Source organism: uncultured Maribacter sp. (genome assembly GCF_947500985.1).
Classification (GTDB): domain Bacteria; phylum Bacteroidota; class Bacteroidia; order Flavobacteriales; family Flavobacteriaceae; genus Maribacter.
This window is the reverse complement of record NZ_CANMTX010000005.1, coordinates 68,037-87,300: the sequence shown is the minus strand read 5'-3', so window position 1 is coordinate 87,300 and position 19,264 is coordinate 68,037. Positions and strand designations below refer to the sequence as shown.

Sequence of the window (19,264 nt, the reverse complement as noted above, 5' to 3'; positions counted from 1 at the left end):
AATTATTTATTTTTAGTCACTGCTTGACTATGCGATAAGGTTACATTATTTTCTTTACTGGCTTGAGCAATTTCTTTCATACCGTTGATAGGTATTCCTGCCATCCAAACGGTTTCTTTGGTAATATGAATGTCCAGTTCTTTTTCTAACGGTTGTTCTAAATAAGTAGCAAATTCACTTTTACCCAACGAAGTTAAAAAATGAACTTTTTGATTATCGCTACCTAGAAGTCGTTTGGTCTGACTTGCTGTATTATCATAAGGTTCAGAAATTAGAACATCTATTAATCCGTTTTGTACAAGTTTTCTATCCTTCAAAACATCAAAAGAATATCCACTATAAACCAATATGTTCTTGTTATAAGAATTTAAGAATTCGAGTAGTTCTATTAGTGCATTTTCTTGGTCAAAAGGTTCTCCGCCAGAAATCGTAATTCCATCACATTCAGGTAGCCATGTTTCTAAAACCTGTTTTAGGTCGTTAATGGAAACCTTGTTAATATTAAACTGCCAAGTATCCATAGAAATACAACCTTCACAGTGTATAGAACAACCTTGTAACCAAATACCTATGCGTTTTCCGGGTCCTAAGGTTGTTACAGGATAATGCATACGAGATATATGTATATCCATAGCGATTATTGTTTTTGTAACGTGATGGTCGTACCTGTATTATCTACCGTAATAGTAGTAGCTTTCAAGACATCATTAGGCGCAGGGTCAAGACTAAAAAGAGATCTAGAAATAGGCGTGATAAAGTGATATTCTATTTTATTTCGAATACCTCGACCACCATTACTAAGGTCTTTTAAGGCTAATTCTTTTAGACTAGTTTTTACAGAATCGTCTAAATCTAAGGTAATATTGAGTTGCTTTTGAATGGCTTTTAAATGACCATTTAACATCATATCAAAAATCATCTCGCCTACATGAGGTCTGATGTAGTCAAAAACGATAATATTATCGCCAATACGATTTAGAAGTTCAGGTCGGTTCAATTCAAACTTGAAATAGTTCTCTATTTCATATTTAATTTTTTCTTGAATGGTTTCAAAAGGATCTTCATAAGAAGTATGAGCTATACGACCACCAGTAGCTGTTTTCTTGTAAATACCAAGGTTAGAAGTAAAAATGATAAGGGTTTCTGAAAAATATACCTTATCACCACGTCCACTGGTTAAAACTCCATCATCCAGGATCTGAAGAAACTTATCTAATATACGTGGATGAGCTTTTTCAATTTCATCAAATAGAAGTACGCTAAAAGGTTTTTCGCGTACCGCATTGGTAAGCTCGCCACCAACATCATAACCTACGTACCCAGGAGGTGCGCCTAAAAGTCGCTGATCAGAGTGTTCAGCACTAAACTCAGACATATCAAAACGTATGTATGCATTCTCATCACCAAAAAGCAAGCTAGTAAGTGTTTTTGCTAGTTCTGTTTTACCTACACCCGTTGGTCCTGCTAAAAATACAACACCTCTAGGGCGACTATTGCGCTTAGAAGAGCCTACACCTGTAATAGCTCTTTTAACAATATCCATAATATGTTGCACCGAATGATCTTGCCCTTTTACACGGGTTTTAATAAAGGTTTCTCCCTGTACAATTTTCTCTCTGTCAATATTTATCCAAGGATCTTCTGTAACCCCAACTTTGTATCTACGTACTGCATCTGCAATATGGGTAATAGGTATAGACTCTGCCCTTGTAAGCTCTATAATTGCAACAAGATCTAAAAGTAATAGGCCTTCTGTTTCATTTACAAAATCGGTAACAATTCTATCTACGTCTTTTTCTTGCTTTCCAAAGCCTTGTATAAGCGTTTCTACAAGTCTTCTACGAACAATGTGATCTGGTTTTTCTATAGGGATGTGACGTATTTTAGGATTGTTTACCACCATCCAATCTGGTAGGTCACCTTCTTTGTCTACAATCCAAATTACGGTATTATAAAATGGGGAAGGCGGGGTGCCATGAGGTTTCGTATTCGTCGTTTGCGATAATACATTTGCGAGGCTAAAAGTATCGTGTTCCGCTTTCACCAAACTTTCTGGATTCATAAGAAGTTGCGATGCAAAATCTACTATCAAAGCAATTGGGGCCTCTTTAAAATTTACTATTGATTGGAGAACGCTATTAAAGGTCTCTAAATTGTTAAAGCTAGAGGGACTACTTAGAGGTATATTTAACTTATTGAATAATGCTTTCTTTTCTTCAGGATTTCCAGTAAAAAAGGGAATGTCAAACCCATCTAAAGGGTTATAATATATGACCTCGGTGTAACCTAAACTTTTAAGTTCAATATCAATTGCATTTTCTAATCGATGCCAGCTAAAACCATTAAAGTCATTTTTAATCAGTTGTAAATCTTTGGTATTGCCAGAAAGTATAAATTGGCTTTTGAGTGTAACAAATCGTCTTAAGTCTTGGAGCCATCTTACTTTGGTGTCTTTCATATATATTGACTTGAAAATTATAAAGCTTTGTAATGGCTTTTTAATTGAACGATTCGAGTCGTTTAATATTTCAAATAAAAGGACTATTCCAACTACATCAAGTGTACTCAAATATAATTGATTCTATTTGAAAATAGTTTGTGTAACGTAGTATTTAAGTTACGTTTTCGAGAAAGTAAAAAACAGTACAGTAATAACCAATAAGAAGTAGTCTACCTAATTAGGTACTGAATATGAGCTTAATAAAGTGTAAATAGGGGTGAAGGAAAATACATTTTAATACGTGGTATGATTGTGGAGTCTCGCTAAATTTATATAAGCGATAAATACAAAAAGGGAGTAGGTAAATTTAGTTATTTGTTATTAGGGTAATTAAGTTGAATTTTTTTAAGGATGATAAGTGATGCGAAAATCAGTAATGATATATAACACATAGGTATTCCTGAATCAGTTTTAGGGCATTCTGCATTACCTATAAACTGCATTACCGATGCCACTAAAGCAATTAGTGCTGCAATACCGGTAAATAAGAAATAAATGAGATTCCATTTTTTAAGCAAATGCGAAATAAAGGGAAGTATAAAACATATTAGAATGATTAAACAGGCGGGCACAGCCCCAAATTTGGGGCAGCCATCACCTGTTGTAAATTCTGTAATAACTAGACTACCCGCACCAAAAAGACCGATGAGGAATAGTATATTTATAACCCAGTATAAATTAGTACTAGCTTTCATTTTTAAGGGTTATATGACAAGTGGGGCACTCTAGACCGCTAACCTTACTTTTTAGCTGTATACCTGTTAAATGGGTAACCACAAAATTTTGAATAAAGGCATGTTTACTACTGTGATTATTAACTTCAATCTGTAGATCCTTATATTTTTCACGAACTACGTTTCCATATTCTTGGTCACCCCAACAATTAGGGCAAACACCTTCAGGAACTTTATCGAACTCGTCTGGTCTTTTATTGAACATTCTTTTTAGAGATTCTATCATTTTTTTATTTTCAAGGTTGTTACTACAGTATCATTTGCCATTTGTAGATTACGTTCTTTGATAACATCTACAACCGAATTAATTTTAGGTGAAATAATCTCGTCTTTGTTACCATTTGAATAGGCTACCGTTATTTTATCGATATGCTGAGTTTTGCCTAATCCAAAGTGAAGTAATGCAGTTTGATCACTCGCTAATCCTTCACCGGTTACCAGCCAATCAGTATACGTTTCGTCTGGTGTAACAACGGTAATTTTGGCTCCCATAGCTTCTGCAGCATCTGCTAAATCTACTTGTACAAAATTGTTAGCATTTCCTTTATTGATAAAAGCATTTGAAGGACCGTCGATATTGGTCCAAATAAGGTCTAAATGCCCATCAGCATTAAAATCACTTACAAGTGCGGTTATACCGTAAAACGGATTTTCAACACCACTTTCTGTTTCTGTTGGAACAAAGGTGTGGTCTTCTTTTTGAATCAATAATCGCCCAGGTAGTTTAAATATTTTACTGAAAGGAAAATCGACATAATTTTCTGCAACTATCAAATCTTGTAGTCCGTCATTATTCATGTCGGCAAAAGTGCATCCCCATGAAAACTCATAATCAGCAATTTTAGCCTCTTCTGCGGCATCGGTAAATTCAAAATTGCCCTCATTTTTAAACAGAATCCATTTATCATTAAAAAGGGATTTATCCTTAATGTCGCCGCTTGCCATAAAATTTGGGGCAGTCGTACCAACATTAGAGAACATAAAATCTACCAAGCCGTCATTATTATAATCACCAACTGCAAGTCCCATAGGGTAAGCGAACTTACCAGTTAACGGATTCGATTTCATAGTAAAAGTCAAATCACCGTTATTTTTATATGTTCTAGCTTCGCCGGTATCATGAACTACAACAAGATCTAACCAAGAGTCATTGTCAATATCTACTAAAACCCCTTGAAAGGTGTTATGTATGTAGTCTAAGCCAGCAGCTTTCGTAATACTCTTAAAAGTATTATCACCGTTGTTTAATAATAACTCACTTGTAGAACCATAATCATAGCGTTCAAAAATGTTTTGACCCTCCATCAGTTCTTTGTGCAGGTAGGTAGCTAAGAAAATATCTAAATCTCCGTCCTTATCAATATCACCAAGGGTAATTCCTGCAGGAGATGATTTTTTGTTTACCGGTGTATTAACGATTGTTTCTGTAAACGTTTTACCATCATTATAGTAAATACGAAGACCATCTTCGCGAGCAATAATAAGGTCAGTAAAGCCATTATTGTCCATATCTCCAGAAACAAGTCCTAATGAAGTTGTGGTGTTGCCTTTTTTTGGTAAACCAACTTCTTCTGAAACTAGTACGAATTCATTATTTCGATATGCGTAAATGGCATCTTCTTGGCTCATTCCGCCACCAAAAAATACTTCATCGATGTTGTCATTATCAATATCAATAAGTGCTGAAGGCGCTAATGGAAGTGATTTTTCACCAGTGTATTTATGAACAAAATCTAGGGGTACATTTGAAAATTCAGGTATTTTCTCCGATTCAATACTAACATCGTATTTATCAGAAACAGAATCTCGCCAGAATCTGAAAAAGACTAAGATTATCATCATCAATAGGAGCGTACCTATTATTTTAAGTAGTTTTTTAATCATTTTGTAAAGGTTTTATAAGAATATTTAGTTGGTATAACGATAAGCCAAAAAGTATAAAATGAGTGATATTCATTAAAATAGGTAAGGTATGCTGACCAATAGAAGGAATTGCTAAACCAACTAGTGCCACAGCTATTAAGATAACAATTGGACTGAAAATTGCCATCCATTTTTTATAGTACGTACCGCCTTTAAGTATTGCAACAATGAAAACAATAGATAGCAATGCAACTATAACCCTTAGTGCTTGCACTAATACTTCCATATGATTTGTATAATGCGCTAGCAGATCTTTATAAACTTCTGGGTTCATGGAATCTTTAAGATGTACAATGTTACCTATAGAAGAACGAGACCCAATCCATATTCCTCCAACGGCAAAAGCAATAAAGCCAATAGCTAGTACTAGTCTGGCCAATGTTTCATTACCTGATCTTAACATTAAATATATATGAATGTACCCCGCAAAGTAAAAGGGAAGACCAATTACCGCTAAAAAGTGACCCATAGTCATATGTTCTAAGTCTACAAAAGCAAAGAATTCATAATCTTCGGAATGACCTAAAATATTAGTAGAGTAGTGGAGTAAATATTCTCCTAACCCTACTAGAATGGACCCAATTAATCCTAAATATCCTAGAAATTTGATAGTTTTTCTTGTACTCATTTGGTTGATTTAGAACCTTTGACGAAATATTTTAACATTTCTTTCAATAAAAAGTAAAAAAATATTGAAGCGGGTAAAATAGTTAAGCCCCAACCTACAAAACCACAGAGTAATTCATAGGAAAGTGAACTTAGCGTATTCCAAAAACTGAGGTCATAACTTGCTTTTATAGCTTCAAAAGTTAATAAGGTATGTGCCGTTCCAAAAAGTGTTTCACCGATATTGATAAAAGGAATAAAAAGTAATGCCTTAATAGGTTCCACAACATAGCTTAATGCGAGCATTATGGGTAAGTTTAATTTGTATTTAACTGCAAGTGCAGTAAGAACTATTGTTGAAATACCAAAAATTGGAAAAAGAGAAACAACAATAGTAACAGTAATACTTAATGACAATTGCTTAGGAGTAAGCCCTTGTTTAAAAAGTTCTTTGAACTTATTCCAAGTTTTTTTAATAAAATTCATTTCACCTTATTATTTAGATAGGTTTTAAGTCGTAAACTGGTCTCTAAACTTTTGAAATAATTTTGAATGTAGTATTATTTTAATGGAATCTGAATAAAGATTTTCGAGAAGTTACTTTAAGCGACACTTGTAGATTATGTATTTCAATTGTAAGCTTTAGGTGTTTGATTTTAATGGGCAATCACAGCATATAAAACACCAATTACAATAATACCGGCAAAAGAATAGCCTATTAATTTGCCTGTAACTTTAGAACCTTTGAATACGGCAATACCTAATTTAACGAGCATGTTACTCATGACGGCGGTGACTATAACGGAAGAGGCAAGCTTTATTTTTTCTCCGTCAGATGCAAATTTGGCTAAGCTAATAGTAATAGCATCGGTATCTGCCAAACCAGCAATTAAAGCTGAATAATACAATCCGCTTTCTCCAAAAAATTGATTGCTATAAAAAACAGCAAAGAGTATTACTACATAAATAACACCAAATCCTATAGCATTAAGAAGATTCATTGGGTTACCAAGGTTAATATTTGTGTCAGGTTTATTGGTATCCTCCTTAATTAGAATTAGAGAAATAACAAGGCATATAACAGAAAATACCGCAAAAGGTATAGCGACATACATGAATAGTGCACTGTTGAATATATAGGTCAATAAAGCAAGTCTAGGAAACATTATTGCCTAGGCAATGATGATACCAGCAGCATATTTTTTAGACAGCTCTGGAGATTCAATGCTACGAGATGCATAGCTCCAGGTTACGGCGGTACTTGAAATGAGTCCGCCAAGAATTGCGGTTAATAGAATTCCTTTTTTAGAGCCTACAAATTTGACCAGAAAATAACCAATGAAGTTTAAGAAAGAAACAATGACAATAATAGAGCCAATCTCAAAGGGATTTATCAACTCGTTAGGACCGTAATTATTATTGGGTAAAAAGGGTAAAATCAATAAAGCGATAATGGAAAATTTTATTAAGCCAAAAAGCTCGTCAGAAGTAATGTTTCTAATAACAGTATGAAAACGAGCTTTTAGAGAAAGCAAGGTCACTATTATAACTGCTGTTGCAACTGCATTTCTATAATATTCGGCAGACACCATTAAGCCTAATATTATGGTAGCTATTAGCGCTAAATTAGTTGTGAAACTTCTTTCATATTCTACAGTCTCTTTGTATAAATGATTGAAACCTAAAAAGAATATAAACGCACCTAATCCGATAATAGGCAGCCAGGTAGAGTATGTTTCGGTGAGGCTACCGAGTGTAAAACCTAAAATGGCTACAATTGGGAAAGCTCGTATACCGGCAAACCCCTTATCTTCTTTTAGGTTGTTATATTCTCTCTCGAGTCCGAGAATAAGACCAATGCCCAAACTAATGAGTACCCCTAAAATATAAGGATCTAAAACATTGATTATTTTCTCGACTTCATCCATTTTTTTAACGCTTAAAATTGATCATTTCTGAAAATGGAAATGATAATATAAAATCCTAAAAGTGCAGAAATTACAAAGCCAATAGCACCTAAAAGTGGTATTCCATTAATTAGCGGCGGCATTTTTGCCATTACTAATAATGATGATCCTATTGAAAGTGCAGCTATAATAACAGCGAAAACTAAACGGTTCACAGCCTTACTAGTAGCAGTCTGAAATTCTTTAAGACCCTTGTGTTCATGCACAATCTCTAACTTACCTTCCTTTATTTTTTTAATGATAGTATTTATATCATCAGGTAATGTATCTGCTAAGGCATTGATATCTTTTAAACGATTCAGATTCTTTTTAAACAGGTATTTTAAACTAAATCTCTTTCGTAAAATTTTTGCTGTATACGGTTCTAGATTTTCAGTGATATTAAATTCAGGATCAAGTTTAAGACCTACACCTTCAATAAGAATAATACCTCTAATAAGCATATAAAGGTAATGTGGTATTATAATTTTATTCTCGTACAAAACAATCTTAAACTGCGATAAGGTATCGCCAAGTTTAATGTTTTGGATGGCGGTATTACTAACACCTTCAAGTAATTGATATAAATCTTGTTCTAGTTTTTTATAATCGAATATGTTGGTTCTAATGGCAATTTTCTCTAGTAAAGTAATTATTTTTTTAACGTCTTTACTTAAAAAATAGAGCAATAGATCATTTATAGATTCTTTTTCATTTGGCAAAATAGTACCCATCATTCCGAAATCTAAAAAGCATACTTTTCCGCTTTCCGGAAGTATAAATATGTTACCAGGATGCGGATCTGCATGAAAAAATCCAAAATCCAATATTTGTTCAATATAAAGGTCTACACCAATTTTGGCAACTGCTTTTGGATCTATGTTTGCGGTAATCAATGCTTCTACATTAGATACTTTAATGCCATCTATAAACTCCATACAAATAATTTTATCTGTAGAAAGTTCTTTATAGACTTCAGGAACATGAATAAACTCATTACCCGTAAAATTTTGGGCAAAACGTTCGGTGTTGTCTATTTCTCTTGCAAACTGAAGCTCTTCTTTTATACTGCGTTCAAAAGATTCTATAATACGAATAGGTTGAAAAGCTTTTGCCTGCGAGCTGTATTTCTCAAGACTATCTGCAACCTGTTTCATAACCATAAGGTCGGCTTCAATAATCTCGGCAATATTTGGTCTTTGAATTTTTAAAATTACCTCATCACCGCTTATCAGCTGCGCACGATGTACCTGTGCTAATGATGCTGCTGCTAATGGCTCTAATTCGATGGTAGCAAAATACTTGAATTTTTCAATACCTAATTCTTCTTCAATAGTAGTTACAACATCAAAGTCTTTAAGTTTGGGTACATGATCTTGTAATTTTTCTAGCTCATCTATTAGCTCAAGCGGTAGCATATCTTCACGAGTACTAAAAATCTGCCCAAGTTTTATATAGGTAGGTCCTAATTCCTCTAAAACCATTCTTATGCGTTCATATTTAGAAAAGGAAAGATTTGTTTTCGTCTCCGGATGTTTTTCTAAATATTTTTTAGGAATTATTTTAAGAATGGGACTATGTGATAACACATCTTCAAAACCGTATTTAACCAGTACATTGAATAGGGTAGCGTACCGCTTTATTTCTTTTTGAGTTGGAATTCTTAATATGGCCATTAGATTTATAGTTCTGTGTATTGAAAATTTTATTTTTCAGCTTCATGTTCTTCCAAATAATGATGTAACATTTGTTTTAAGCTTTCCAGGTATTCTTGCATGACTATCTTGTCCATATGTGGGTGTTGACTAACAGGCAGGGTCATCGGGTTTTCGTCTAAAGAACGGTATAGTTCTGGGTAGTTAGTTTCTATATTGCTAGTAAGTTGGGTAATTTCATTTAATACTTTATGTAACTGTTTCATATTTTTATTTTTTAGGTCGATTAATGAATGTTCAGTTCCTTTTATTTAGTAACTACAATAAATGACCTCATGATTTAATCATTTTAATTCAAGGATAAAGTTATAGTCCATAGTCTTAAAAAATAATGACCAAAATCATATTACTTATAGACTAACAAAGTGTGGAATTTGTATTAATGTAAAGGAGTCAATTTGGTTAAAGTCCAAGATATAAACCGAACAACCTCATTTTTAAGTCGTAAGACAATTATTTGCATGAAATAAAAGAAAAATGACTAATTTAAATTTTAGGTTGAACTAAATCAACCTAAATAGGTTAATAGTTTAATACACCTTTTATAAAAATAAAGATGGTTGAAGAAAATAATGATAATGCGTTAGCGGGTGAACAATCATTATCACAAGAAAGTACTGTAGTTCAGGAACAAGGTGTAACAATTGTTGATGCGATCCAGAATTTAGAAGCAGATTTAGATGCTGAGAAGCAACCGGAAGATTCAAAAAAAGAGAAATCAGAGAAAAAGACCATTTCTAAAAAGAAGAAAGAAATTAATAAACAGATTAAGTCAAGTGATTTTAAATTAAGTAAAAAGATGAAGGCAGCAATTAAAAAAATTAAAAAATCAGCTAAAAAAGTAGATGATTTAAAGAGCAAGTTGAAGAAAGCTAAAAAGAAAGATGCAAAGAAAAGTAAAATCAAAAAAATAAAAAGCAAGTTAAGCACCTCGGTTAATAAACTGAAAAGTAAAAAGGCAAAACTTAAAAAAGCTTTGAAATAAGATAGAAAAAACCGAGATGAAAATCTCGGTTTTTTTATGCTTGGAACTCTTAAACCTTATTTGAGTTTAAAGCGAATACTACTTAGGTCATCATTTAATTTGCCTTCAATACTTGGTTGCATTTTCACGTAGATTCTTTCAAGCATGATTTTACTCATATAATACCTAAAAAAATTCCTGTTATTTTGAATTATAATAATCTATAATTCATCCTCAAAAATTATAGTAGAAGATTATTCATTAAATAGTAAGCTCCACGGTAAAGTATATACTTTGTCTAAGGAACCTGGTGAGTTAATTAATATTTGAACCGTTAGGGAAGATTGGCGGCGTTATCGACTTTAAAATAGTAATGTTGATAGATGAGGTCGATATCATTAAAATTAAGTTGGGTCAGAAAATACTGATGAACTTAGATGCATAACAAATGAAAATGTTTACAGCTACGGTGATTAAAATAAATCCAAAAAAAGCCGAGACATCACAAACATTCGTGGTTGAGACGATTTTTGAAAGCGCTCCCAAGGTATAATATCCTGATTTTGCAGTCGAAGATAATACTGTAATTATAGAAGAAGAAGAAGGGTTGTCATTACTTATTGTTACGCATGATGAGGACTTTGCCAAACGAACAGATTACATCATTCAAATGGAAGATGGCCGTATTGTTGGTAAATCTAGTAACTTGTAACAAATCACATTTAAAATCTTTCAATTAAATAGCGCTAGAGTCTAAAGTGATTTCTAGAATACGAACCTTATGTGGACTTCAATTTTTATTGGTATTTATATATTGATTGCATTGTCTATAGTGTTGTCTATTTTATTATACGGAGCAAAGCCTACTAAAAGTCTGGCTTGGCTTTTAACCATTTTCGCACTACCTGTGGGTGGTATTTTCCTTTATTTATTATTAGGTCGAAATAGAAGAAGGTACAAGCTTATTCAGAATCAAAAAGACTTGTTTAAAAAGTTACCTAAGCCAAATACAGAACAAATCAACGTTTTTGAGGGTAAGTATGGTAAATTAATGACGCTTAGTTATAAGAATTCTCATTATCCGCCAACTTCAGGCAATGATTTAAAAATACTGAAAGACGGCAGAACAACTTTTGAAACTATATTTGAGGCATTAGAAGGAGCAAAGGTTAGAATACATATTCAGTATTATATTTATGAAGACGGAGATTTAGCCAATAGGCTATTAGCTTTATTTGAAGAAAAAATAGCGCACGGTGTTGCGGTACGAATGATTTATGATGGTATTGGTAGTTTCTCATTAAGTAAGAAATACCTAAAGAAACTAATAGAAATTGGTGTAGAAGTATATTCTTTTCTGCCATTTAAATTTGGCAGGTACTTTTATTCATTGAATTTTAGAAACCACCGTAAAATAATTGTAGTAGATGGTGAAATTGCTTTTACCGGTGGTATTAATGTATCTGATAAATATTTAAAAGGTCAAGTAGGTCTAGGCAAATGGCATGATATGCATTTAAGGCTTATAGGTGCTTCAGCCACACAGCTAGATCAAGTTTTTATGACAGATTGGTACTTGGTAAGTACACAATTATTAGAGCCCATAAAACTACCTCTAAATACTGAAAAAGATCCTAATGCAAGTGAATTGGTACAAATTGTGGCTGGCGGTCCAGATGATGATTTCCCGGTACTAGAGCAGACTTATTTTTCTATGATAAATATGGCCAAGAACTATATTTATATTACCAATCCATATATTATACCAGGGCAGGCATTGGTAAGGGCATTGCAAACTGCAGCATTGAGTGGGGTAGATGTTAGGTTGCTTGTTTCAGAAAAGGCAGATAACCAGGTGGTAAGTTGGTCGGTACATTCTTATTTTGAGCTATTCTTAAAAGCAGGTATAAAAATATATCTTTTCCCTGACGGATTTCTGCACAGTAAAATAATGGTGAGCGACGATGCTATATCTTCTATAGGTACGGCAAATTTAGATGACCGAAGCTTTGAGCAAAATTATGAGGTAAATGCTATTATGTATCACAAACAGATAGCCAAACAATTGAAAGAAGACTTTCTAAATGATTGTCTTATTAGCAATGAATTGACTTATGAAGAATTTATAAAAAGACCTTGGAGCAAAAAGCTTAAAGAAGGTGTTGGCAAAATACTGAGTCCGTTGTTCTAGAGTTGTTTATTCAACTTGAGAAGTAAAAACCAAATCTTGATCTTCCATCGCAACGATAATCATTTTAACGTAATCTTTAATTGCCTTATCAATATTGTTAGGCTCAGTGATTTCGATGATTCCCCTCCATATCATAGCTCTTTCTTTACCTTCACAAATGCAATATAAAGTAGTCTCTGCATGGTAAATGGTATATTGGTCGTAATAGTTGTCATCGTAATAAATACCTTGATGTTCTAAATAATCATCGTTGAATCTAGACTGGTGGTCATCCCATCTAGAGATAGATTTTACAAAGTTCTCGCGATTTTCAGACCCTATAATTTTGGTAAGTAAAATAGCATCGAAATCTTTATCTAAAAGGCTCTGTTCCACATCATCTAGTTCTTTATCGGTCTTACGAGAATCGGTAAGCGATAGGTCGAAAATGTCTATACTGCGCCATGCTTCTACATCTCTACCGGTAAATTCTTTTTGTAATTTGGTTTCAAAGTCTTCTCGTGTATCATTATTCTGTGCCATACCTACAATTAGAACCTTGTTGGCATTGAATATTACGATATCTGGATTTTTCCAGTTTTCTACTAAACTAATAGAAGAACAACCCATAAACATCAATGATAATATTATAATTAACTTTTTCATAAGGCAGGTGTATTTAATACTAATATTTTTCGAAGATACTATTTTGAAAAAGTTAGAGATATGACCATTGTCAGTCCATGTACTTAGCAAATTATAGTAGTAATGGCTACTATACAAGCAAATCTATCGTTTCTTCTAATTTGGGTATATGGCAGTTCCAACCTTTGGTATCTCTTATTTTTACTTTAAAAGCATCTAAGGCGCCTGGTTCACCATGAATTAGAAAAACATTTTCCGGGGTATTTTTAATACCATCTATAAAATGAAGAAGTTCTGCTTGGTCTGCATGAGCAGAAAGACTTTCTATAAAATGAATACTAGCTTTTACAGGGTAGTATTTACCAAAGAGCTTAAGTTCATGCGTACCCTCTAACAATTGTCTACCACGAGTACCTTCTGCTTGGTAACCAACTAATAGAACCTTTGTTTTGGGTTCATCTATCAACTGTTTTAAATAGGTGAGTACGCGGCCGCCAGTAACCATGCCGCTACCTGCAATTACAATTTTAGGTCTTGGGTCGTCAATAGTTTTCCAAGTGTCTGCGTATGATGATGTAATGGTAAAGTGATTGCACATAGCTTTAAAATCGGTTTGACTAAGCTTATGCCAATCTGTAAATTGCCCAAATACCTCTAAAACATTACTACCCATTGGGCTGTCTATAAAAATGGGTATGTTGGGTATTTTGTTCTTTTTAAATAAATCCCAAAACAAGAACATTAGCAATTGTAATCTTTCAACGGCAAAAGAAGGTATAATCAACGTACCACGGTCATTAATAGTTTTTTGAACCAAATCACTTAAAATTTCAGTGATATTTTCTTTAGGATGTAGTTTGTTGCCATAGGTACTTTCTAAAAACAAATAGTCAGCCCATTCTGGTCTTTCGGGAACCATTAAAAGTTCATCGTTCAACCTACCAACATCACCAGAGAAAACGAACATTTTTCCGAATATCTCCAATTCAATAAAAGTAGAACCAATGATATGGCCGTTATATCTGAATTTGAATCTAATGTTTTCTGAAAGTTGAAACCATTTATCTCTTTTTCTCCCTGAGAATAATTTAATGGTTTTTTCAGCTTCTATAATATTATAAAAAGGTAGTGCTTTAGGGTGTTTAGAAAAGCCTTCTTCATTTGCTTTTTTTGCTTGCTCTTCTTGAATTTTGGCACTGTCAAGTAAAATAACACGAGCAACAGATGAGGTAGGGTAGGTGCCTATGATATCTCCTTCAAAACCTTCTTTTACCAATCGTGGTAAGTACCCGGTGTGGTCTAGGTGACCATGCGTTAACAATACCACATTTATTTTACTAGCATCTATAGATAGGGGCTCCCAATTTTTTTCACGTAATTCTTTAAGACCTTGAAACATGCCACAATCTATCATAATGTTCAGTTCAGGAGTTTCTAAATAAAATTTAGAACCTGTAACCGTACCAGAAGCGCCTAAAAATTTAATACGTACTTTTTTCATACTATTAAGATTTACAAAGTTGTGAGAATTCGTCTAAAATCTTTGATTTACGATTTGTAGAAATGCCAAGGTGATCCAGATAAAATTTGTCTTTAACGAGTTGTCTACACAGTACCACATTTCTGCTTAATAGAAATTGTTTTTCTCTTTTAGATAACAAGCTAGCAACTGTAATAGGGTAGAGACCAAGCCTATCAATTCTGTCTTTTAGTCCGTCGTCTTTTGGAAAATCCCAACTTAAAAGATAGAGGTCTGCACATTTACCGTAGGTTAAGGCATCTTGCGTGAACCTAGTATTGGTAACTACCCAACCTTTATTCAACGGTTTGTTTTTTTTGTTCGTAACCCAATGTGCTTTTACATCATTATATCTAGAATGGATATATAGCGGAATTTTAACGTTGCAATTACGCCCCTCTTCATTATGGAATTTACATTCTATAAGAGTTGCCGAACCATTTTTTTCTGCAATAACATCAATTTCATGGGTAACGCATGCTCCATTTACTACGATGTCTACTTCAACTTCATAACCTGAATATTGCAATATAGCGGCTATAAAACGTTCAAATGGAAAACCGGTCGGTCCCAATTCATAGATTGCTTTTTTGAGTTTGTATTTAGAGGCGAAAACGGACTTGTTTTTTTTAAGCAGCGAATACGCTCTATTATAGATTTCACTAGAGGTAATACCTTCAAAAAGTTCATCATATACCTTGCTGACAATTTCTTCTACCAGTTCATGGTTAGCTCCACTATGCTTAAGAGACTTACGAAGTTTGTCTAACGAGAACTTCATTTTCTGCCCAGAAGATTTTATAATGTCAATAGATTCTTTAGTATCCATATTACTTTTTTAGCTTAACATTAAGCGGTGGTACCTCTAGTAATTGTAATGTAGTAGAAGCTAGGGTTACTTTACCATTTGTATTAGAAATCGCTTTTTCTATATGTTGAAATAACGTCTGTTTTGTATTTCTTCTTCTTTTATAATCTGTTATATATCTTAGATTTAATTGTATCCAATTATCGGTAAGATTCATGGCTATCGTCGGTTCAATCGTTGCATCTTCTATATAATAATGAGCTACCATTTGTTGCCATTTGGCTTTCGATTTTTCTGTGTAATCAGATAGAAATTCATTGGCGGTATTAAGCATAAGAGTTTTGGCAAGTTCAGTATCAGAACCACAAGTGATGAGAATGTTCAGTTCGTCCCAAACGAAAGGAAAATCCATCGAGTAATTCTTAATTAGACCTTTAAAAACAAAAGCATTACTAATTTTTACAATTCTACCCGAATAGTTGTCACTGCTAACCCATTCTCCCATTTCCATAATAGTGGTGTAAATACTGTCAATATCAATAACATCACCTTTTATATTATTGATTTCAATACGATCACCAGGTTTATATACGCGAACGAAAAAAATATAAAAAAACCTGCGATGCTTAATATCAGTTCTTGTAAGGTGAAGGTAATACCAGCAGTAAATAAGCCGATAATTATGGTGTAATCTTTAAAACTGTCGACTGTAAATGCCATTAGAACTAAGAAGATTATAAGTACATAGCCAACAATTTCAACACTTTTTTGTGCTTTGTATCTAATAGAAACATCTTCAATTCTTTTTTTAAGTGTTTTTCTTACAAAGCTGATAATGAAAACTATAAATAGTATCCACGCAATTAACTTAACCATTTTAATTAGCGTTGTATTCTCTAATAAGCTCGAAAATGTATCCATATAGATTATTTAAAAAAACCGCCAATGAAGCGAATTCTTTGACGGTTTAACTTTAGACATCAACCAACCAAAGATGTCTAAAATAATTTATAATAATTTTATTTGTAGGTACGTATCAATTCTAGAAACATATTAATGTAATGCTAGAATAGGTACATCACTATCATAACCAATTTCTTTAATTAAGGGTCTAGAGAAAACATTACCAAAAAAGAAATGTTTACGGTTTATGAAAGACACCATATCACTTTCTCTACTTTCAACAAAGCTCTGTATACCTTTACCCAAATTCTTTTCGGTAAGTGTGTGAAATTGGTGTGCAGTCTCACTTAATATTGATGATAATAATTGCTTATTGCTTAGTTGGGTTTCAGTAAGTTCTTTATTCTTTTCTAGATGTAATATGGCAATTTCAGCATTATGCATTTTAGCCAATTCTATAAGGTATCTAAACTCCGATCGTTTATAAGCGTCTTTAAAATCTGTCGGAAAAACAATCTCTTTAGGACACATAAAAGATACATGTTCGGGTATAGCCAATACGGGGCATTCCCTTATTTTTTCCATAGTCATAACTGTATTACTACCAAATAGAACACCTTTTGATCCTGTAGCACCTTTGGTTCCCATGGCAACTAAATCAATATCTTTTTCAGTAATAATTTTCTGTATAGCTTCAGAAAGAAAACTATAAGATGATTCAATGTAATAATTGTGCTTGAGGTTGTCTGGGTGCAATGCTAAGGTATCTAGAAGCTTTACAAAGTTATTTTCGCAATCCTCCTTAGCTTGTTCAAATACAGCACTACCTTCTTCTGGTATACTTAAATTATTAGTTGTGTATTTATCAAAACTGAATACGTTCAAAAAATAGAAATCACAGTTTAGTTTAGCATATAAATCAATGGTGTATCTAATTGCATTTAAGGCATTTTTAGAGAAATCTGTAGGTATTAAAATACGCTTATTCATTGTTAAATGATTTAGATTGTTCTATAAATATATTGTCTAGTTAATTGAATTACAATGATAAATATCAGTCTTGTACCGGTAGAATTAGAAACGGAATAGTGGCATAAATACTTAAATCCATAATTACGGGCTCATGTAAAAAACGTTCAAAGAATTTTCTTCTATGATATGCCATTGCCAACATATTTATCTCTCTTTCGACTATGAAATCTTGAATAACATTTGCCCTATCGGCATAGTTCCAAATCTCATCATAGCTGTGCGGTGTTTTCAGTAAGCAGGTATCTAATAGTTTTTGATTAGATAGCTGTTTAGAAGTCATTACTTCCTCTTCATTAATATGCAGAACTGCAACAGATGCATCTGAAATTGATGCGATGTCTAATAGCGTAGAAATAGAGCTTTTAGTACAACCCTTTTTATAGTCGGTAACAAAAGCGATTTCTTCAATAGGTTTAAAGGCGATTTCTCTAGGTATGGCCAGAATAGGGCATGTAGTAATAGTATTTGCAATTTGTATGGTATTGCTGCCCATAAATAATTCTTTGGGGCCCGTTTTACCTTTGTTGCCCATTACCACCAAATCGATGTCATGAGTATCTATCGTTTTAGAAATTACACTGGCAAGACTACCATTACTAGAAATGGTATCGAATTTATGTATTTTATTACCAGTGTCAAGTACAATTTTATGTGCTGTTTTTGTTAAGTTTTCTTGAGATAGGTTTTGTAAATGCTCCATCTCTTTCTGACCTGTAAATAGCGCATTTTTTGCACTCAGAACAATATCATCATAGGCATGAACTATATGAAATGTACATGCCGTTGATGCAAAAATTTTGGTAGCATAAAACAGCGCGTTATAGGCTTCATTAGAAAAATCTGTTGCTACAAGTATGTTTTTAATTTTCATAGTTTTTATTGTGGAATTACTAAAAATGGTACTGTAACATGAAAGCCTATTTTCTTAATTACGGGCTCAATAAACAAGCGTTCTAAAAAGGTATGCTTGTTTTGTACCATGACTAACAAATTTATTTTTTGCTTTATCTGAAATTCATTTATCGCTGCAATAATCTCGTTACTACTTACTTCATGAAAAAATCCGCTTTCAGATAGTACTTTACCTAATTGTTTTTTATTATTTTCTTGAACAAGAGTAAGGTCATTACCAGTATATACATGCATGACATTTACCTGCGATACATGAGAATTGGTAATTTTTAGCAATTGTGCCAAGCTCTTTTTATTTAGCGATACTTCAAAATCATTAGGAAAAAGTATTTGCTCTGGTACTTCAAATTCAAAACCAGATGGTATGATTAAAACAGGGCATTTAGCATTTTTAATAACATGCACCGTATTGGTACCCAATAATATTTCTTGTGCACCAGTAGCACCTTGTGTTCCCATTACAACAATATCTATACCTTCAGCTTCTACAGTTCTGGTAACTTCGCTAGACAGTACATTTAGAGCAGAATGTGTAATGAAGGTATGTAAAGGATTTTCAAACTCTTTTTGCAATTTTTTCTTCAGGTTTTTAAGGTTGTCTAGAGAGTTCTGTTGTACAATATCTCCAAGACCTATTTGTGCCGGACTCCCCATTAAATATTCGGTATGGTATACAGGCGGCATGTAACTATTTAAAAGATAAAAAGTACATTTTAAATCTTTATACAATTTCAGCGCATAATGTATTGCCGTTAGAGAATTTTTAGAGAAATCTGTGGGTAATAAAATACGTGTCATAGTACTATAATTTTGATATTTTAAAAGTAATCAGAGAAGATTACAAATAGTATGATATTCGTCATCAGGGAAGATTTTATTAATAGCTA

General features: G+C 33.1%; 19 protein-coding genes and 1 pseudogene. 2 read left to right on the top strand and 18 right to left on the bottom strand.

Annotated features, from left to right (window positions below; translation table 11 throughout):
- Positions 1-2: 2 nt before the first annotated feature.
- From Q0871_RS12330 to Q0871_RS12285, 10 genes and pseudogenes are all read right to left on the bottom strand, one after another.
- The gene (locus tag Q0871_RS12330; protein ID WP_299323774.1) at positions 3-632 is read right to left on the bottom strand and encodes a 4Fe-4S single cluster domain-containing protein; all 630 of its coding nucleotides are present in this window, start codon (positions 630-632) and stop codon (positions 3-5) included.
- Positions 633-637: 5 nt separating this feature from the next.
- Positions 638-2,458, bottom strand: a complete 1,821-nt coding sequence (locus Q0871_RS12325) for an AAA family ATPase (protein WP_299323770.1) — start codon at positions 2,456-2,458, stop codon at positions 638-640.
- 353 nt (positions 2,459-2,811) lie between these two features.
- Positions 2,812-3,195, bottom strand: a complete 384-nt coding sequence (locus Q0871_RS12320) for a hypothetical protein (protein ID WP_299323760.1) — start codon at positions 3,193-3,195, stop codon at positions 2,812-2,814.
- On the bottom strand, positions 3,185-3,460 hold the full coding sequence (locus tag Q0871_RS12315; RefSeq protein ID WP_299323755.1) for a hypothetical protein: 276 nt from the start codon (positions 3,458-3,460) through the stop codon (positions 3,185-3,187). Before Q0871_RS12315 ends, Q0871_RS12320 begins: the two co-directional genes overlap by 11 nt.
- Entirely contained in the window at positions 3,457-5,118 is a 1,662-nt protein-coding gene (locus Q0871_RS12310; RefSeq protein WP_299323751.1) for a CRTAC1 family protein, read from the bottom strand. Before Q0871_RS12310 ends, Q0871_RS12315 begins: the two co-directional genes overlap by 4 nt.
- Positions 5,111-5,785 carry a DUF6796 family protein gene (locus Q0871_RS12305; RefSeq protein WP_299323748.1) on the bottom strand — a complete coding sequence of 225 codons (675 nt, stop codon included), beginning with the start codon at positions 5,783-5,785 and terminating at the stop codon, positions 5,111-5,113. The genes Q0871_RS12310 and Q0871_RS12305 overlap by 8 nt, the downstream gene beginning before the upstream one ends.
- Positions 5,782-6,249 carry a DUF2062 domain-containing protein gene (locus tag Q0871_RS12300; RefSeq protein ID WP_299323746.1) on the bottom strand — a complete coding sequence of 156 codons (468 nt, stop codon included), beginning with the start codon at positions 6,247-6,249 and terminating at the stop codon, positions 5,782-5,784. The genes Q0871_RS12305 and Q0871_RS12300 overlap by 4 nt, the downstream gene beginning before the upstream one ends.
- A 170-nt stretch (positions 6,250-6,419) precedes the next feature.
- Positions 6,420-7,691 (bottom strand): annotated as a pseudogene (locus Q0871_RS12295) (MgtC/SapB family protein).
- An 11-nt stretch (positions 7,692-7,702) separates the two neighbouring features.
- The gene (locus Q0871_RS12290) at positions 7,703-9,385 is read right to left on the bottom strand and encodes an AarF/UbiB family protein (protein ID WP_299323742.1); all 1,683 of its coding nucleotides are present in this window, start codon (positions 9,383-9,385) and stop codon (positions 7,703-7,705) included.
- A 29-nt stretch (positions 9,386-9,414) separates the two neighbouring features.
- On the bottom strand, positions 9,415-9,630 hold the full coding sequence (locus Q0871_RS12285) for a hypothetical protein (protein ID WP_299323737.1): 216 nt from the start codon (positions 9,628-9,630) through the stop codon (positions 9,415-9,417).
- A 350-nt stretch (positions 9,631-9,980) separates the two neighbouring features.
- On the opposite strand from Q0871_RS12285, the gene Q0871_RS12280 reads away from it, so the two are divergent.
- Both Q0871_RS12280 and cls read left to right on the top strand, forming a co-directional pair.
- Positions 9,981-10,409, top strand: a complete 429-nt coding sequence (locus tag Q0871_RS12280; RefSeq protein ID WP_299323733.1) for a hypothetical protein — start codon at positions 9,981-9,983, stop codon at positions 10,407-10,409.
- Positions 10,410-11,169: 760 nt separating this feature from the next.
- Positions 11,170-12,579, top strand: a complete 1,410-nt coding sequence (gene cls, locus Q0871_RS12275; RefSeq protein ID WP_299323730.1) for a cardiolipin synthase — start codon at positions 11,170-11,172, stop codon at positions 12,577-12,579.
- A 6-nt stretch (positions 12,580-12,585) separates the two neighbouring features.
- Here cls and Q0871_RS12270 read toward each other — a convergent pair whose 3' ends face one another.
- The 8 genes from Q0871_RS12270 to Q0871_RS12235 all read right to left on the bottom strand — a co-directional run bounded on the left by Q0871_RS12270 (position 12,586) and on the right by Q0871_RS12235 (position 19,175).
- Positions 12,586-13,224 carry a hypothetical protein gene (locus Q0871_RS12270; RefSeq protein ID WP_299323726.1) on the bottom strand — a complete coding sequence of 213 codons (639 nt, stop codon included), beginning with the start codon at positions 13,222-13,224 and terminating at the stop codon, positions 12,586-12,588.
- Between the two features lie 109 nt (positions 13,225-13,333).
- Positions 13,334-14,704: an MBL fold metallo-hydrolase RNA specificity domain-containing protein gene (locus Q0871_RS12265; RefSeq protein WP_299323722.1), complete on the bottom strand. Its 1,371-nt coding sequence runs from the start codon at positions 14,702-14,704 to the stop codon at positions 13,334-13,336.
- A 4-nt stretch (positions 14,705-14,708) separates the two neighbouring features.
- Positions 14,709-15,551: an ATP cone domain-containing protein gene (locus tag Q0871_RS12260; RefSeq protein WP_299323719.1), complete on the bottom strand. Its 843-nt coding sequence runs from the start codon at positions 15,549-15,551 to the stop codon at positions 14,709-14,711.
- A gap of 1 nt (position 15,552) precedes the next feature.
- A complete protein-coding gene (locus tag Q0871_RS12255) occupies positions 15,553-16,086 on the bottom strand; it encodes a mechanosensitive ion channel domain-containing protein (protein WP_299324761.1) in 534 nt (177 codons plus the stop codon).
- Complete coding sequence (locus Q0871_RS12250; RefSeq protein WP_299323716.1) at positions 16,083-16,451, bottom strand: hypothetical protein; 369 nt, start codon at positions 16,449-16,451, stop codon at positions 16,083-16,085. The genes Q0871_RS12255 and Q0871_RS12250 overlap by 4 nt, the downstream gene beginning before the upstream one ends.
- Positions 16,452-16,583: 132 nt before the next feature.
- Positions 16,584-17,423: a universal stress protein gene (locus Q0871_RS12245; protein WP_299323712.1), complete on the bottom strand. Its 840-nt coding sequence runs from the start codon at positions 17,421-17,423 to the stop codon at positions 16,584-16,586.
- A gap of 64 nt (positions 17,424-17,487) precedes the next feature.
- The gene (locus tag Q0871_RS12240; RefSeq protein WP_299323709.1) at positions 17,488-18,336 is read right to left on the bottom strand and encodes a universal stress protein; all 849 of its coding nucleotides are present in this window, start codon (positions 18,334-18,336) and stop codon (positions 17,488-17,490) included.
- 5 nt (positions 18,337-18,341) lie between these two features.
- On the bottom strand, positions 18,342-19,175 hold the full coding sequence (locus Q0871_RS12235) for a universal stress protein (protein WP_299323704.1): 834 nt from the start codon (positions 19,173-19,175) through the stop codon (positions 18,342-18,344).
- Between the last annotated feature and the right edge of the window lie 89 nt (positions 19,176-19,264).

Excerpts from the sequence above, each read along its gene's own strand:
- Q0871_RS12330 (WP_299323774.1), bottom strand. The coding sequence starts at position 632 with ATGGATATACATATATCTCGTATGCATTATCCTGTAACAACCTTAGGA.
- Q0871_RS12325 (WP_299323770.1), bottom strand. The coding sequence starts at position 2,458 with ATGAAAGACACCAAAGTAAGATGGCTCCAAGACTTAAGACGATTTGTT.
- Q0871_RS12320 (WP_299323760.1), bottom strand. The coding sequence starts at position 3,195 with ATGAAAGCTAGTACTAATTTATACTGGGTTATAAATATACTATTCCTC.
- Q0871_RS12315 (WP_299323755.1), bottom strand. The coding sequence starts at position 3,460 with ATGATAGAATCTCTAAAAAGAATGTTCAATAAAAGACCAGACGAGTTC.
- Q0871_RS12310 (WP_299323751.1), bottom strand. The coding sequence starts at position 5,118 with ATGATTAAAAAACTACTTAAAATAATAGGTACGCTCCTATTGATGATG.
- Q0871_RS12305 (WP_299323748.1), bottom strand. The coding sequence starts at position 5,785 with ATGAGTACAAGAAAAACTATCAAATTTCTAGGATATTTAGGATTAATT.
- Q0871_RS12300 (WP_299323746.1), bottom strand. The coding sequence starts at position 6,249 with ATGAATTTTATTAAAAAAACTTGGAATAAGTTCAAAGAACTTTTTAAA.
- Q0871_RS12290 (WP_299323742.1), bottom strand. The coding sequence starts at position 9,385 with ATGGCCATATTAAGAATTCCAACTCAAAAAGAAATAAAGCGGTACGCT.
- Q0871_RS12285 (WP_299323737.1), bottom strand. The coding sequence starts at position 9,630 with ATGAAACAGTTACATAAAGTATTAAATGAAATTACCCAACTTACTAGC.
- Q0871_RS12280 (WP_299323733.1), top strand. The coding sequence starts at position 9,981 with ATGGTTGAAGAAAATAATGATAATGCGTTAGCGGGTGAACAATCATTA.
- cls (WP_299323730.1), top strand. The coding sequence starts at position 11,170 with ATGTGGACTTCAATTTTTATTGGTATTTATATATTGATTGCATTGTCT.
- Q0871_RS12270 (WP_299323726.1), bottom strand. The coding sequence starts at position 13,224 with ATGAAAAAGTTAATTATAATATTATCATTGATGTTTATGGGTTGTTCT.
- Q0871_RS12265 (WP_299323722.1), bottom strand. The coding sequence starts at position 14,704 with ATGAAAAAAGTACGTATTAAATTTTTAGGCGCTTCTGGTACGGTTACA.
- Q0871_RS12260 (WP_299323719.1), bottom strand. The coding sequence starts at position 15,551 with ATGGATACTAAAGAATCTATTGACATTATAAAATCTTCTGGGCAGAAA.
- Q0871_RS12250 (WP_299323716.1), bottom strand. The coding sequence starts at position 16,451 with ATGGATACATTTTCGAGCTTATTAGAGAATACAACGCTAATTAAAATG.
- Q0871_RS12245 (WP_299323712.1), bottom strand. The coding sequence starts at position 17,423 with ATGAATAAGCGTATTTTAATACCTACAGATTTCTCTAAAAATGCCTTA.
- Q0871_RS12240 (WP_299323709.1), bottom strand. The coding sequence starts at position 18,336 with ATGAAAATTAAAAACATACTTGTAGCAACAGATTTTTCTAATGAAGCC.
- Q0871_RS12235 (WP_299323704.1), bottom strand. The coding sequence starts at position 19,175 with ATGACACGTATTTTATTACCCACAGATTTCTCTAAAAATTCTCTAACG.